At 40.3% G+C, this 16,199-nt stretch carries 11 protein-coding genes; 5 read left to right on the top strand and 6 right to left on the bottom strand.

What is annotated here, in order from left to right; genetic code table 11:
• Positions 1-36: 36 nt before the first annotated feature.
• The gene (locus ACHFIY_RS05030; protein ID WP_410844975.1) at positions 37-1,563 is read right to left on the bottom strand and encodes a sigma-54-dependent transcriptional regulator; all 1,527 of its coding nucleotides are present in this window, start codon (positions 1,561-1,563) and stop codon (positions 37-39) included.
• Between the two features lie 216 nt (positions 1,564-1,779).
• Here ACHFIY_RS05030 and ACHFIY_RS05025 point away from each other — a divergent pair, with 216 nt between their 5' ends.
• A complete protein-coding gene (locus ACHFIY_RS05025) occupies positions 1,780-3,141 on the top strand; it encodes a sensor histidine kinase (protein WP_410844974.1) in 1,362 nt (453 codons plus the stop codon).
• Positions 3,142-3,238: 97 nt separating this feature from the next.
• Complete coding sequence (locus ACHFIY_RS05020; RefSeq protein ID WP_410844973.1) at positions 3,239-3,688, top strand: response regulator; 450 nt, start codon at positions 3,239-3,241, stop codon at positions 3,686-3,688.
• Between the two features lie 315 nt (positions 3,689-4,003).
• Here ACHFIY_RS05020 and ACHFIY_RS05015 read toward each other — a convergent pair whose 3' ends face one another.
• Positions 4,004-4,249 carry a hypothetical protein gene (locus ACHFIY_RS05015; protein ID WP_410844972.1) on the bottom strand — a complete coding sequence of 82 codons (246 nt, stop codon included), beginning with the start codon at positions 4,247-4,249 and terminating at the stop codon, positions 4,004-4,006.
• A gap of 169 nt (positions 4,250-4,418) precedes the next feature.
• On the opposite strand from ACHFIY_RS05015, the gene ACHFIY_RS05010 reads away from it, so the two are divergent.
• On the top strand, positions 4,419-4,823 hold the full coding sequence (locus ACHFIY_RS05010) for a hypothetical protein (RefSeq protein WP_410844971.1): 405 nt from the start codon (positions 4,419-4,421) through the stop codon (positions 4,821-4,823).
• A gap of 144 nt (positions 4,824-4,967) precedes the next feature.
• Here ACHFIY_RS05010 and ACHFIY_RS05005 read toward each other — a convergent pair whose 3' ends face one another.
• On the bottom strand, positions 4,968-5,231 hold the full coding sequence (locus tag ACHFIY_RS05005; protein ID WP_410844970.1) for a hypothetical protein: 264 nt from the start codon (positions 5,229-5,231) through the stop codon (positions 4,968-4,970).
• Positions 5,232-5,291: 60 nt separating this feature from the next.
• The gene (locus ACHFIY_RS05000) at positions 5,292-13,313 is read right to left on the bottom strand and encodes a YDG domain-containing protein (protein ID WP_410844969.1); all 8,022 of its coding nucleotides are present in this window, start codon (positions 13,311-13,313) and stop codon (positions 5,292-5,294) included.
• A 618-nt stretch (positions 13,314-13,931) separates the two neighbouring features.
• Here ACHFIY_RS05000 and ACHFIY_RS04995 point away from each other — a divergent pair.
• Positions 13,932-14,225: a nucleotidyltransferase family protein gene (locus ACHFIY_RS04995; RefSeq protein WP_410844968.1), complete on the top strand. Its 294-nt coding sequence runs from the start codon at positions 13,932-13,934 to the stop codon at positions 14,223-14,225.
• Positions 14,215-14,490 (top strand): HepT-like ribonuclease domain-containing protein, encoded by a 276-nt coding sequence (locus tag ACHFIY_RS04990; RefSeq protein ID WP_410844967.1) that lies wholly within the window; start codon positions 14,215-14,217, stop codon positions 14,488-14,490. Before ACHFIY_RS04995 ends, ACHFIY_RS04990 begins: the two co-directional genes overlap by 11 nt.
• Here ACHFIY_RS04990 and ACHFIY_RS04985 read toward each other — a convergent pair.
• On the bottom strand, positions 14,439-15,029 hold the full coding sequence (locus ACHFIY_RS04985) for a 50S ribosomal protein L25 (RefSeq protein ID WP_410844966.1): 591 nt from the start codon (positions 15,027-15,029) through the stop codon (positions 14,439-14,441). The genes ACHFIY_RS04990 and ACHFIY_RS04985 overlap by 52 nt on opposite strands.
• Before the next feature lie 195 nt (positions 15,030-15,224).
• A complete protein-coding gene (locus tag ACHFIY_RS04980) occupies positions 15,225-16,184 on the bottom strand; it encodes a ribose-phosphate pyrophosphokinase (protein WP_410844965.1) in 960 nt (319 codons plus the stop codon).
• Between the last annotated feature and the right edge of the window lie 15 nt (positions 16,185-16,199).

The raw sequence follows: 16,199 nt of genomic DNA, 5'->3' as shown, positions 1-16,199 counted from the left end.
TTAAACAAACTTGCACCTGAATAGCAATAAAAAATATTATTCAAAGCTCAGCAGCTTGTATTCTTCCATCTTGTTGTAAAGTGTTTTCCTGTCTATGTTCAAAATACGGGCAGCTTTGCTTTTATTGTAATTTGCTTGTTTCAACGCTTCTACTATCATGTTGTACTCGGCATTAAGGCCAGCCGCTTTAAGGCTTTTTTCGTTCACCAATATTTTTTCTGGGAAATGGCCATTTGAAGCGGGAGCTGAAGTATGAGATGGCGTGTTAAAGTTAAAGGCAGAATGTGCATCTTCCTTCCGACTCTCATCAGGCACATACATTTGCTGTGTAGGTTCCTTATAAACATGCTCGTCAAACTGGAGCTTGCTATAATTAACCATTTCAAAGGGCAATACATTAATGTCTATTGTGTCGGTATCGGTTAGCAAAGCACTTCGCTTAATGATATTTTTTAGTTCCCTGAGGTTGCCGGGCCATGAATATTTAAGGAAAACTTCCTCCACTTTTGGAGATAAGCTTGTTACATTCTTTTCCAGTTCCTGTGAGGTGCTTTTCAAGAAATGCTTAGCAAATAAAAGTATATCGTTGCCCCTTTCGCGCAACGGCGGCACATCGATGCTAAATTCGTTGAACCGGTGGAAAAGGTCTTCCCGGAACTTGCCTTTTTTGGCAGCATCCATTAGTTTTTCATTGCTGGCTACAATAATGCGCACATCTATCTCAATATCTTTTACGCCCCCTACCCTTCTTATTTTTCTTTCCTGCACCACCCGCAGCAGGCTTACTTGTATGTCGTAAGACAAATTTACTATTTCATCCAAAAAAATAGTGCCTCCATTTGCCAGTTCCAAGCTCCCTACTTTTTGGTTGATTGCACCAGTAAAAGCCCCTTTTTCGTGGCCAAACAATTCGCTGCCCGACAATTCTTTGCCCAAGGCCCCGCAATCGATGGCTATAAAAGGTGCATTTGCCCTTTTGCTGTTTTTATGGATGGTTTGGGCAATTACTTCCTTGCCGCACCCACTCTCGCCATATAAAATAACACTAAAATTAGTAGGGGCTACCCTTTTTACCTGAGTAATAATGTTGTTGAAAACGGGGCTATTGCCAAAAATATAATCGTTGTTGGCTAATTTTATTTCTGTTGTTGTATCTGTTGTTTTTTTATTGCTGCCATCGCCTGCACTATCTGTTTTAGGGCTGCTTTTATCTAGCGATTTTTTAATGGTCAGCAAAATCTCGTCTGGCAATAAAGGCTTTGTAACGTAATCGTAAGCACCCATCTTGGTTACTTCTACAGCCGCTTTCACGTCGGAATAGCCGGTAATAATAATCACGGGTATATTTGGCCTTATTGCTTTGATGCCTGCCAGCACCTGCCTGCCGTCCATGTCTTCCAGCCTATAATCGCACAGGGCTGCGTCTGCCCCATTTTGGCTGATATAGGCCAATGCAGCTTTGCCACTGTACACTTCCACTACCTCAAAGCCATTCCTTGTAAGGAACCGGTTTAGCAACATGCACATTTCCCTGTCATCGTCAATAACCAATATTCTTTTCATTGTATGGTATTAGTAATAAATTACAAACTATTTCGTTTGCACAAAAAAAGATCTAATATATTTAAAGATATTGCCAACTTTAGTTCCAAACTTTACATTAGCTTTATATTCTTGGTAAGTATATACGTTTTTCACTGTAAATTGATTAAAAAGCAATTTATTCATTTTGCATATACGAAAAATTGTAAATTGTTGTAGAATATTTTCCCCACTACTATGAAGAAATACATTTGGTTATATATAAGCTGCATTGTTGGGATAATTGTTTTTTTGCAGGCGGGCTTCAAATTTAATAACCAGTTGTATGCATTAAAAAAATCAGAAGACTTAACCAGCCATACCTATCAAGTCATTAACCAGTTGCTACTCATAGACAATATGATGACAAAGGCAGAAACTGGCCAAAGGGGCTTTTTGCTTACAAAAGATTCCTTTTATTTGAAACCATATTTTGCTGCGAGGGACAATATATATAAATCGCTTGATTCGCTTAGGGACTTGGTAAAAGACAACCAAAGTCAAGTTAACAATATTACCCTATTAAAGGCAACTGTGGCTATACGCTTTCAATATTTGTTTGAAACCCTGGAAAAGAAAAGGCTAGATGACAACAATGGGATACTTGAAAAATTGGCGTTAGGGAAAAATGCCCGACAGAATTACAGGCAGGCCATGGAAAATGCCCGCAATGTTGAGATAGCCTTGCTTGCAAAAAGAAAAACCGAAAAACAGGCACATGAAAAACTAACGCCCGCCACGTTTAGGCTCATTTTTATTGCATCGGGCATCCTTATCATCATCACCATGTTGGCGATGATTAACGAGATGCGGCGAAGGCTGCGCTACCAAAAAGAACTGGAACAAAAAATAGCAGAATTGAACATTAGCAACGACGAGCTGGAGCAATATGCTTTTGTGGCTTCGCATAGCCTGCAGGAGCCGTTGAGAAAAATACGGACTTTTGGCACATTACTTTTGCACAAGCAAAAAGGCACGCTGGACGAAGCAGAAAACCATATTATAGGCAGGATGGAAGCTGCCACTGCCAAGATGCAGGAACTGCTGGACGACCTTGTATTTTTTACAAACCTAGTACAGAAAAAAAATGTGCTTGCACCGCTACATTTAAAAGAACTTGTGACCGCTACTATACACAAAATGCAATCGGAACATGAAGGATTAACAGGTATTGCCGTTGGTGAACTTCCTGTGGTGATGGGTTCAAAGGAAGACTTAGAAATAATATTTACTCAATTGTTCAACAATAGCATCAAGTTCAAATCGCCTGAGCGGCAAATGGCAATTTCCATTACTTTGGAAACAGAAAAAAAACCAATAGCAAAATATAAAGATTATTATAAAATATCCTTTGAAGACAATGGGGTTGGCTTTGAAAATGCCTATAAAAACAAAATGTTCCAACTTTTTCAAAAGCTAAACAACAGCCCGACTTTGGGAGGAAAAGGCATTGGGCTAACCATTTGTAAAAAAATAATGCTGAACCACCACGGGTTTATTGATGCGGAAGGCGCCATAGGAAAAGGAAGTGCCGTTTATTTATTTTTTCCTAAACCGTAAATTTTTAATTAGCTTAAACAACGTTTAACCCTTAAAGAAAAAAATGGTTTAGTGGATTTGTTAGTATATCTTTATTTCTTATTCAATAGAAATAGCCATGGATATCAAGCCTTTTATTTTAGTTGCGGAGGATGATATTGACGATAAATTTTTGTTCAAAACGGTGTTTGAAGAAGGTTGCAGCACCATTGGGCTAGAGTTTGTGGGAAATGGGGTAGAACTTTTAAATTACTTGGACAAGATAAAAACTAGCGAAATTGCTACCCCCTACCCAAAGCTTATACTGTTGGATTTGAATATGCCCAAAATGAACGGAAAGGAAGCCTTGAAAAAAATAAAAAGCGAGCCTTCTTTCAGCAAAATACCAGTTATCATTTTTTCTACTACTAAAAATGAAAAAGAAATTAAGAACTGCTACGACCTAGGTGCAGATTCTTACCTTGTAAAACCATCTTCCTACGACAGTTTTTTGAGTACCATTGAAACCATTAAAGATTATTGCTTCAACTTTTTTAAAATGAAGCATAAAACTTTGGTGCTTGAATAAATACCTTTAAACCAATCACTTAGGCAGTTCAGAAACACGCAACATTTATAGTACAATTTAGATGGAAGAATTACTTGATAATTTTGAGGATTGAGGATTTTCTATTTTATAGGCTTTTATCTCTTTATTTCAAAGTTTCTCATTGCCAAATTAATTCATTCTTTGTATAGTATCTTGCTTCCAATATTCATAGTGAAAACCGATCCACTAATGGCTTGCCTACTATTTAACTTTATTTTTGTTTTAATCTCCCAAAATACAACCCAATAATACCTGAGCCTATTTGACAGGTGTACTGTGGCACACATTAAATACTTAGTCCTTTATTTCTTCAAAATCAATGTATTCCTCATTAATACTGGCAGTGGTGGATGCTTTCTGAGGCTGCGGCTTTGAAGCTGTTTGTTGCTGGGGCTGTTGTTGCTGAAAAGGCTGCTGCCCCTGCATTTTCGACACGGTTTGCCTCATTTTAATAACCGTCCTAGCTACAGGTATAACCAATTCAAACACCAAGCGGTACAATAAATAAATGACCAAGCACCAAATTAAATCTTTAAGCATAAGTATACAAAGATAATATTACCCATTAATAAATAGCTGTTTTTAGCAAGTAGTTAACGCTGCTTACACTATTTCATGCAAAAAATAGGAAGCAAAAGCCACTTAAAAAAATTAACCCCTAATATTTCAAATTATTCATACCTTGTAGTTTCAAAAAATTGCTACCATTATGATTAAGTTTCAAGACATCCAAATTGGCGATTATGTAAATGCCGAATATGAAGGTCAACTATGGGAAGGTGAAGTAGTAGGCCTGCAAAAAGACCAGCACTTAGTGCAAGTATTAACAGACGTGCAGGAGTTTTGGTTTGAGCCTGAACACCTATACCCCATACCACTTAACTACCAAGCCCTGCGCAACCTCAATTTTGAAGCAAGGGTAAATGAGGACGGGTCTGTAAAGTATATGAAGGGTGCTTTTAGGATTGTAACCCCAAAAGCTGGCGACTTTTCTAAGATGGAAATCTGGTATAGGGAAGACAAGCGTCACAACCCACACATTCAATATATACATGAATTGCAGAACCAATACCACGACATGACAAAGGTACACCTGACAAAAGAACTGGTTTAACCCTATTTGTTGCTACTGGCTTTTTTAGCCACAAAGGCAGACTTGAATAGTAACGAAAATATACTAAACAAAATTTTGGAATATAAAAAAGCCATTGGCACTATCACTAGTACCAATGGCTTTTTTAATTTCATCAACGAGTAATTATTTATTACTCAAAACCCTCACAGGTTGTAATTTTTTACTGCTTTGCTGCTTTATAGCGAATAACCAAAAACCACTACCTAACAGCGCAACACTCATTCCGCCCATCCAAAAGTACAATTGATTTACCGTGGCAGCCTGTGCCATTTTTAAACCAATCACCAGCAGCAATACAAACCCTACTATTGTTGCTTTCTTTGTTAATGCCTGCATAGCTATTGTGTTTTTTGCCCCCAGCCCATCCATTAAAAAGGCTGGGGGCATGATGAAATGAATTTATACCGTTGATTAAATGATTTTACTAAAGCCTTCAACCAAACTCCCTTACTCTACACTTAGACTTGCTTGGTAAGTTGCTGCGCCGCTTGCGTTATGCACGCTTACTGTGTAAACACCGCTTGCAAGTGCCTTGCCCAAACCAATGCTGTAAGTAGCGCTTCCACCTTGGTGCTGCACTGTTTTATTGCTTACTTTTTGGCCTAAGCTGTTGTACAGGCTTACTGTGTAAACACCTTTTTCCACGTTGCCCAATTGCAGGTTCACCATTTTGCTCGTTACCGGGTTAGGATAGAACGAGTAGCTTACTGCTAAAGCGCCTTTCTTTATAACCGATACCGCACTGTATGCAACTTCACCAGTGGCACTTAGTGCCTTGATGCGGTAGTAGTTGCTGCCTGTGGCTACTGATGCGTCGCTATAGCTGTATGCAGCAGTGCTGGCTTTTGCAGCTACTGTTGCCACCTTGGCAAAACCAGTGCCTGTAAGCGATTTCTCCACGTCGAAACTAACTACGCCTGCCATGCCTATCGTACTCCAGTCAACTGAAACCACATCGTTTTTCAAGGCTGTGTTCAGCACTATGTTGCTTATAGGCAATATAGTAGGCTTGAAGATGATGCTGAACCTATTTGCATAGCTAGCTGCAATGGTATTATCTGCCATAAAAGATACAGCGTTCAACTCATTTTTCAACAGTGTAGTTGTTTTCAGGTAATTGTCATACAAGTATGCAGATACCGCACCGCCATTGAAATTGGTACCATCAAGCTGCAACTGGTAGTTTGCTTTCGAGAAGCTGCTCAACAATAGATTGATCGTGTCATCCTTTGTTGGGGCTTTCCTTGCGTTGATGCTAAGGCTTGAATTGCCAACCTTAATGGCCAGGTTGTCGCTGCTGCCAGCAAACTTAGGCGCATTGCTATAGGTGGTATCGAAAATAATAGTGGCTTCGTCCATTTCATGGTAGCTGGTGTCGCCACCGCCTACCTGCCTCCACAAAGAGAGTGGCATGTAGCTGGTGCTGCTGCCGCCAAAAATAGAAGTGTGCGTAGAACTAGGGTCTTTTGCAGCTTCCGTGAACGTGATGCTTGAGTTCACTCGACCGCTGCCGATTACGTTCTGCACAAAGAATGCCTGGCCTGCTTGTATATCAGGGTATGTAAGCGATGTTGCCGCAACATAAACACCTGTTGCACCCGCAGTAGATTTTAAGAAATAGTAATTACCCGTAACCAAGTTGCTTTTTGTGAGCGCTGACCAAGCAACTGGGCACACATAAGGGTTGGCAACCAAGCTAAAGCCCGAGTCGGCAGGGTTCATACGTACAGTTGTATTGAAGGGCGAACCGCTTACAGGCGTGTGAGTAACTCCAGTGGTATCGTATTTAACAGTACCTGTAACTAATGAGCCTTTAGCACGCAACGTAGTGGCATTGTACATCAACAAACCAAGTGGCGTGTTGTCTATAGATGTTCCATAAAGATTGAAACTCCTGTCGCCTCTAATTAGCATACGGTGTCCTTGGAATGGATCCAAGTACTGGTCTGTGTTAGGAATAGTGTCCCAAACGCCTGCTATATAGGTATATGCTGTTTTCACACCATTTTGGCTTACGTCAAAATGGGTTGTTGGGTCAATGCTGTTAGGCGTAGCGGTTGTTCCAGAAACGCCCGCACCACCTGTTATAAACATGCCATAGCCATTGTTGGCATAACTACCGCCTTCCATCCATTGGTTGTAAATGGTATTGGTCAATTTGTAAACGCTAGGCACTATATCGCGGTAACTACGGTAGCCTTTAGGTATGTAGCGCTCCACAGTTACATCGCCTGTTATGCTTGCACCTGATGCCGGAATTGCAGCTACAGTACCCGAAGTAGCGATACTAGTTGATTTCATAGTAAGTAAGCCAGCTGTGGCAAATGTGCCTGCATTTACACTTAGCACGCCATAGATACCTAATGGGCTTGCAAGTGTAATAGTACCGCCAGTATAATTAAGCGTAAAGTCCTTTATGGTATTAGACCCTGGAGTAAGTGGCAAGGCGGTAATTGCAGTACCTGTTGTTTTAAATATGCTCCAGTTTGAAGTGGATGAGCTAGTTATTGTACCAGAACCTGTGAATGTAGCACCTCCAGCACTAGAAGCATTTACAAAGGTTATGTCGTTACCATTCAGGTTCAAAATAGAGCCTGTAGCCAAATTAGTACCACCACCAGAAGCATTGCCTAAAGACAAATTCAAGTTTGTTGAACCTGTTTTAGATAATACAATTGTATTTGCATTATTTGTCTTTAAAGAAAACCAACGCACTAGTGCAACACCATCACCACTAATAGTTTGTGTTGACCCAGCGATACCTGTTAAAGATAATGTTACTGAAAGTGCATCGCTAGGTGGGGTAACTGTACCCGTGTATGAGATATTACCACCAATGGCAAGGGTACTAAATGATGCATTGCCTTGTAATACAGTATTACTTAAGGTCAAATTGCCACTAATTGTTGTAGAACCACTAGCAAATGTTTTCATACCTGCACCACTTATTTTCAAATTATTATATGCTGTTGCGGGTGAAGGTGCAGAAGGCACAGAATAAGCAATTGTTTGAGCGTATTCAATAGTACTTCCTACAGCTTGAGTACCATAAGTTTGTGTCATTGCTGTGTCTTGCAATTTCAATGTGCTATTATTGGCCAAATCAATAGTACTAATAATTTTAGAACCCTGTGGTACTGTTAAACTAACAGTATTAGTACCGTTTCCTAGAACAACTTTAGAGCCTCCACCTGAAACTGTCCATGCAGTAGATGCCGCCACGGCAACATTTCCATTGTTAACATGGAATGTTTGCCCAGCCGCTGTGAAGCTAGATGGTGCAGTACCACCAATACCATTTGTATTAGTACTCCAACTTGAAAGGCTACTAACAATACCACCAGCTACATTATAGTAGTCAATTGTCCTAGTACCCGTTACAGCCACATTACCAGTTATTGCCCCTGTACTTGTATTAGTAACATTTCCAGCAATTGTTCCAAGTGTTGAAGTATTTAACCGTACATAAATGATAACTGGTTCCTGAAATATATTTCCGCTATCAGAACCACTACCACCCACCCTATTAAGGGTAAGGCTGCTTGCAAAACCTGCAGTAGCCGAAGTACTAGATATTTGATACCCAATTGGTGCTGTTACCGTTACATTATTATCAAGGTAATCAGCAGAAACCGTATAAGACTGTGTTGCAGAAGGTATACCTGTAACCGTTTGGGTAAAGGATGTTGGCAATGTTGTTACAGAAGTATAAATAATAGGTGCTGGGTCAAATGTTATAATACCATTTGCACTAACATCATCTACACGCCAGTTAGCATTACCCGCAGAAGCACCACCCGCACCATTGTAACCATAGATACGATAAGTAACCGCTGTGCCAATTACACTGGTAATAGGCGTACTATCAATAGGTGTAAATTTTACCCATGTACTAGTATTTGTCATTGTTCCAATGGCAAGGTCTGCCGTGTAATTATCCAAACTACTTCTTAATGTAAATGCCTGTGGTCCTGTACTTGTAGAAATTGAACCGAACGAAACACTAGTTAAGGAGAATTTATAGCTACGTGTAGGATAAATAGTGAATTGGAAATAGGTATTCGCAGGAGAAGAAGGAGCAGTAAGTGCTCCTGTAATAGTAGCCGAAGAAGCATTATTGCTTCCTGATGCACCAGCATAAGTAGTAGATGGAGATGTGCTACCTATAAAAGGTGATGGAGCAGTTGCACCTAATTGATTACCTGCAGAAAATAGTGCTGAATCAATTTTACTATTCTTAAAGGAAGCCGTACCATCTGTTGCATTATCAAAACTCCATGTTACCAAGTTGATTATATTATTGAATTTAGTTGATGTAGCACTCGTAACACCAGCAGCAGCAGCCGTTAAGGTATTATTGATACTCGTATCATTGTGCGTAATGCTGCTAAACGTTGCAAGCCCCGATGAAGCTGCTACAACGATGTTGCCGCTACTTAATGTACCAGTAGAACTGATAGTTACATTTGAAATAAAATCTAAATCCACATTGCTGCTGTCATCTACTGCACGTACTGTAACAGCAGAAGCCATAGCCGTATGTGAAACAGTATTAACTGGTGGCTGGGCAACAAAAATTAATTTAGTTGCGGTAACTTCTAACCTATTAATATTACTTGTGGTAGAAGAAACAGCACCACCTGCATTTGTAGCAGCAAATCCAGAACCTGCAGGGTCAGAACTAGCAGCAGTAACCGTAAATGTAATTTGCTGGTTATCTGTTACATTTTTTAAGAACGTTACCCTTAATTCAAAGTTCTTTGTTCCACCATCTGGCGCAGTTAAGCCTGAAATACTTGGGAAACTAATGGTGGTAGCACCATTTACTGCAACTTCAGCAATATTTGTAGAACCACTAAATAAAGCCGCAGAACGTATTGCGGTAGAACCTCCTGTTGAGAAAGTAAGTGACGTAAGGTCTGTACCAAATACATCTGTATCTGTTAATGTAGAACCACCATCCCTTATAGTTAACCCCTGTACACTAATAGTGTTAGCCGTTGTTAACCCAGTTGCAGCCTGCTTGGTCATATAGGCCAAGTTTTGTGTGTAGGTATAGCCGCTTGTATTTACAATGTCAGATGTAGCAGACAATGAGCCAGTACCTGTAACCGTATAGGTATAAGGGTTTTTGCCAGTAACATTGTTTCCAATGCTTATAGTGGCTGTTTTAGCACCTAGGCTGCTAGGTGTAAATGTAACAGTATATGTAGTGGTGCCACCTGCAGGAACAGTAGCACTTGTTCCAGTTTGGTTAACACTAAAGTCAGATGCATTTGTGCCACTTACCGTGATAGCAGGTGAACCACTTAAACTTAAAGCAGATGTACCTGGGTTGCTCACTGTGAACGTAACAGCAGAAGAACTACCAGGGTATGTAATGTTACCAAATGTGTAACTGCCAGAACCTGAGGTTAATGTACTAGCACCTTGCAGCACAGTAATATCTGGTGCAGTGGCCGTACCAGTAACAATTAAATCATTATAAGTACTGCTTGTTGCGAAACCATTAATGTACCAAGTACCAGTACTAGATGCACCAAATGGTATAACCCTAAAGGTAACGGTAGTACCAGCAGCTAAATTTTGCAAAGCACTAATACCCGTAAGTGATATAGCGGGTTGAAGGTTACCAGTACCACTTGTTACACCACCCCAAGTAATGGTAGTACCTATATCTGTAAACGCACCAGCGCCTATTTGATATTGCCATTGACCAGAAGTAGGGCCAGTTGCCGACCTCCTAATATTATAAGCTGCTATAGATGATAATGATGCAGTATAATTTGAAGCTACTGCTACACTAAATGTTGCGAAGTTATTGGCAGCCAATGCTAATGCAGCTGTTGTAAGGCCACCACCAGCTGTTGCAGTACCACCCCACGCATTACCAGCACCTGTACCCGTTGTACCAAAACCACTTCCTCGTGTAAGCCCCCCAACCGTGATACCAGAAGCTGAAGTATTAGCAGTTAAAGGTGAGGTACCATAAGAATTGACTCCACCAGCTTGACCACTAACATCAAAACCAGCTAGTGTTTTTAACACATTTAGCGTTTGTGGTACATCTGGTGCGGCATTATAATTGGTAGTCCCCGACTGTGAAGCTGTAATAGTAGTAGTACCCACCCCAACTATAGTAACAGTTGTACCTGAAACAGTAGCTACTGCCGTGTTAGAACTAGCAAATGTTACCGCTCCAGCAGAACTAGCGGTTGCACTAATACTAAATGTTGGAATATCTGTATTGGTCCTATCTACAAGTGCGCCAAAAGTTATTGTTTGGCTTGCCTTCACAATATTACCTGTTAGGCTAGGCTGGGTAACTGTATAATAAGACGCGTTGGCCCCACCAAGTGTATAGCCTGCTAAAGTAACAGTTATACCATTGGCAACAGCAGAAGATGCAAAAGTGGCAGTAATAGTTCCACCTACCGTTACTACATCGCTATTAATAACACCACTTAAAGTAGCAGTACCAGTTACAGAACCCGTTGTTGTTCCATCGTAAGTTTTATCAGGTATTGAAATACCCGTAACTGTTAACGCTTTTGTAGAAACAGCATTACCAGAAGCAGCCGTAACAATATTTACGCTTGTGGCCCCAGTACTGGAAAGCACAATATTTTGAGAATCAAAAGTACCTCCTGGCACAGCAGTTGTACTTAACCGTATAGACAATGTACCACTAGCACTTCCAGATGTTTGTGTAAACGTAGCAGTACTACCATAAGTAGTACCATCGCTAGAAACTTCAAAACCTGTTGGAGCAGTTGCTACCAAATTGGCAGTAAGGTTTGCACCAGAAACACTAAAGGTTTGTGCGGTAGAAACCGTGCCATAAGTAGTAGTAAATGCGGTTGCAGTAGCTGCACCCGTAATTGTTGGGGAAGGTGCTGCTGTAATATTTGCCGTTAAGCCTGTAGGTTGTGTAAGGCTGTAGTTTGTAGATGGTGCAGTGTAACCCGAAACAGTTACAGGAATATTGTTAGCTACCGCCGAACTTGTAAAGACAGCAGTTGGAGAACCCGTTACTGAAAACGACTCCCCATTTACTAAACCGCTATATGCAGCAGTGCCTGCAATGGTAGCACCCGTTGTATTATCAAATACTTTATTATTAATTGTTATACCTGTTATGGTTAGTGCAGCTTTCGTTACTGTGCTAGAAGCCGTAGCTACATTAACTGTACTTGCACCAGAACTGGTACAAACCACATTGCCACTATAAGGTGAGCCAGCAAAAGTAGCTGCTGCTGCCAACCGTACATAAACAGTTGTTGAAGCAATTGTACCAGAACTACCTACCGTGATAGCATTACCACTACCTGCATAACCAGATGCACCACCAACAGTTTGAGAAACCTCAAAACCAGATGGCGGGGTAACTGTAATACCAGCTGTCATACTTGCACCAGAAACAGAAAAACTAGTAGGTGTTGTAGTTGCCGTACCGTAAGTAGTAGAAACTGCAGAAAGTGTACCTGTTGTTGAAATGGTTGGGGTACCTCCACCAGTTGTAGTACCATTTGTCGCTAATTCAGCAGAATAATTAAATGCTTTATCTACTGCATATATTTTATAATAATAAGTAGTTCCGGATGTCAAACTAGCGTCTGTAAATCCTGCCGTTGTACCTACATAGACAATAGTACCCACCAAACTACCAGTACCATTTGTTGTTGTATTTCCAACAGCATATATACCATTTTGATTTGGTGTATTATCGGAATTTGGAGAGGTCGCATACCTAACCACTACATACCCACCACCATCAACACCACCAGTAGGTGCTGTCCAGGTTAAAGGGATAGTACTTGAAGTAACAGTTCCCACAACTGCTGATGTAGCCGCATTAGGAGCAGTTACGTCTGCAGAAGCACCTGCATAAATTACAGCGTCATCTATATCAAAAGTGCTTATTGCCGATGTTCTACCTAAAATCAATATACCGGCAGAAGTCACTGCGGTTGAGGCTGAAGTTACCGCAATTGTTTTCTTCGTCCAACTTGCATTTGCACCGGGATCAGAAGTAATATAGTTTGTATTAGAAGTACCATTTGTATTAACACTTGCTTGATATGTAGACATAGCAGATGCATTTTTAATAAAAAATTGCACTATGTAAGCAGTACTTGCCGCAGGCCCATTGGCTGGAGTTGCATCTTGAGGGGATTGAAGCCCCCTTGTTGCAGTAGCAACATTTGAAACGGTAGCATACTTGGAACCAGAACGCGGAGTAGTTGTTACTATTGAACTAGTAGAGCCCGCAACAGACTGCCTACTCCACGCACTAGAACTTACTGAAGTACCTAACGTACCAGCAGTTTGTGCTTCAAAGCCACCATCCATAACTGGGAAAGAACCAATCACTTGTTGCCCAATACTTATACTTGGCAACGCCGCCAAAAACGTCAATACCGCTAAAAAGCTTTTCACTGTAGCCGAAACAGAGGAAAATTTACGCATAACTGTGTTGTTTATATTTTAAAATTTAACAGGCAACAACAGGCATATACCTGCTATTGCTTATACTAAGTTTATGTAACCAAACTATTTTCATGCCGCATTTAAGCAGCCATTTTTCCTACTTGTTTTATCTTATTTTGCTGGGGTGTGGGGCACCTTTTTGTAGCATAGAGATACCGAAATTACTTGTTTTTCATTACCCATTCGTAAAATATTACGCACAATATTTTTAGACATGGGGCAAGCTATGTAAAAAAGTTCATCTTTTTTTATCTTGAAAAGATTTTTTTATAAAAAATGCAGAAAAAAGGCGGTTATTTATAAAATATATACCGCTAGCCTTGCAAAAGCAGCTTTTTTATACATGGGGTTTATTTTTAGGTGGTGGTTTAGCGCAAGGTTTTAATATTAAAAATAAAACGATTTGTAAAAACGCATGCAGTTCCTTTATTTTTAAAATGTTATGCCTTGATAAATATCTTATTTAAATTAATTATATACAATTTATTCTGCTTTTTACAAGGGTCATACTTCTGAAACATTTCAACTCACATCCCTTCCGCTTTTCCAAAAAGGCAAACGGTTTTCAATTTGATTTTCAGTTTGTATATTTGTTTTATGTACTTAGATAACGCAGCAATAGAAACGATAAAAGCTTATTTCAAGCACCGCCCAGTATTGCGGGCATATCTGTTTGGTTCCTATGTTCATGGCAGTGCAGACAAGGAAAGCGATATTGATATATTGGTTGATCTGGATTATTCCCAAACTATTGGGTTGCAATTCGTTCAAATGAAAATAGACCTTGAAAGATTGCTGCAGAATAAAGTTGATTTAGTTTCATCCAATGGCATTTCTAAATATATTAAACCTATTGTGGATAGAGAAAAGAGCTTGATTTATGCGAAATAAGCTAGGCGATAAAATCAGGCTACAGCATATGCTTGATGCAATTGAAGAAATAGAAAAATATTTAATAAACGTAGATTTCGCCATCTTTATCGAAAACTCAATGATGAGGTTTGCCTGCATAAAGCAAATGGAAATTATTGGCGAAGCAAGTAACCATATATTGGCACAAAAAAACCTCCACAAGGGAGGTTTTTATAAAAAAAGCAATATAAATTATTTCTTTTTGTCTTCTTTTGCCGCGGCAGCTTCTTCTTGTTTCAACTGACGGGTCATTACTACTGATGCCAAGGGGATACGTGGCGAGTTCATGATTTCCATATTTGGTGCTACTATATCTTGTACCCTTACGTTTTCATTCAGTTCTAAGTTGGTTATGTCCACCTCAATAAACTCTTTCAAGTACTCGGGCAAGGTTTTTACCTTCACGCTTTTCATTTTTACTACCAACTTGCCGCCTTCTTTCACACCTTTAGATGCGCCTACATATTTCAAAGGCAGGTCGGCTACTATTTTCTTGTCGCCCACTAGTTCCAACAGGTCAACGTGTATTAGCACATCGCTCACGGTATCAAACTGCAAGTCTTTCAAAATACATTTGTAGTTTTTGCCATCTACTTTTACTTCAGCAAATTGAAATTCGCCAGTATATACCAATGGTTTAAACGCTTTTGCAGGAGCTGCAAAACTAATCTCGGTGGCCCCACCGTAAATTACACCAGGCACCAGTTCTTGAGAGCGCAATTGGCGGGCTGCTTTTTTGCCAACTTCGGTCCTCAATTGTCCTTCGATTGTAACTGTATTCATTTTATTTTAAATTTTAGGCGGCAAAAGTAGGGTTTTGTTTTGAGTTTTGAGTTTTAAGTTTTGTGTTAAGAACCTCCCTACAAAATAACGACCACAGGAGGGGTTTATTTTGAGTTTTGTGTGTTAAGTTTTAAGTTATGCTCCACATACCTTGATAGCAAAACTTAAAACACAAAAATCAAAACTTAAAACAACCTACTGCCTCTCCCTGTTCCGCAACTGCGAATGGATAAACAGGCTGGTGATGCTCTTGTTCTCATAGGCATTGCGTATGGCAATGGCAAACAAATCGGCCACGGAAAGCACTTTTATCTTGGGGGTTTCAAAGCGCAGTGGTATGGTGTCGCAAACTACTAGTTCTTCCAAGGCACTGTTTTCTATATTTTCCCGGGCTTTGCCGCTTAGGATGGCGTGGGTACACAATGCCCTCACGCTCACCGCCCCTTTTTCTATTAGCAAACCAGCGGCTTTGGCTAGTGTTCCGCCTGTGTCGCAAATATCATCTATCAATACAATGTCTTTACCCACCACATCGCCTATTACTACCATGCTGGCTATTTCGTTTGCACGCTTGCGGTGCTTGTCGCAAATAACCATTTCAGTGTTAAAATAGCTTGCTATTTCCCTTACCCTGTTGGTGCTGCCAACATCTGGTGCTGCAAAACACAGGTTTTTTAGCTTCATTTGTTCTATATATGGTATAAAAATAGCCGAGCTGTCTAAATGGTCCACAGGCACATCAAAAAAAGCTTGTATCTGTGGCGCGTGTAAGTCCATTGTTATTACCCTGTCTGCCCCGGCCGCTTCCAGCAAAGTGGCTATCAGCTTAGACCCTATGGCTACCCTTGGTTTGTCTTTCCTGTCTTGCCGTGCATAGCCATAATAAGGAAGAACTGCAACTATTTTATAGGCACTTGCCCTTTTTGCTGCGTCTATCATCAGCAACAGCTCCATCAAGTTATCGGTTGGGGCATAAGTGCTTTGGATTAAGAAAACATAATCGCCCCGGATGCTTTCTAAAAAAATAGGCTGAAATTCGCCATCACTAAACTTTTGAATATTTACTTTGCCCAATGGTGCCCCAAACCGCTGCGCTATTTTAGTAGCCAAGTGTTGGGAACCAGTACCGGAAAATATTTTGACAGAAGGGTTCATACAATAAATATTGCA

It is taken from the genome of Parasediminibacterium schistidii (assembly GCF_046546515.1).
Classification (GTDB): Bacteria; Bacteroidota; Bacteroidia; order Chitinophagales; family Chitinophagaceae; genus Parasediminibacterium.
The sequence above is the reverse complement of the archived record's forward strand: the minus strand, read 5'-3'. Positions and strand labels throughout refer to the sequence as shown.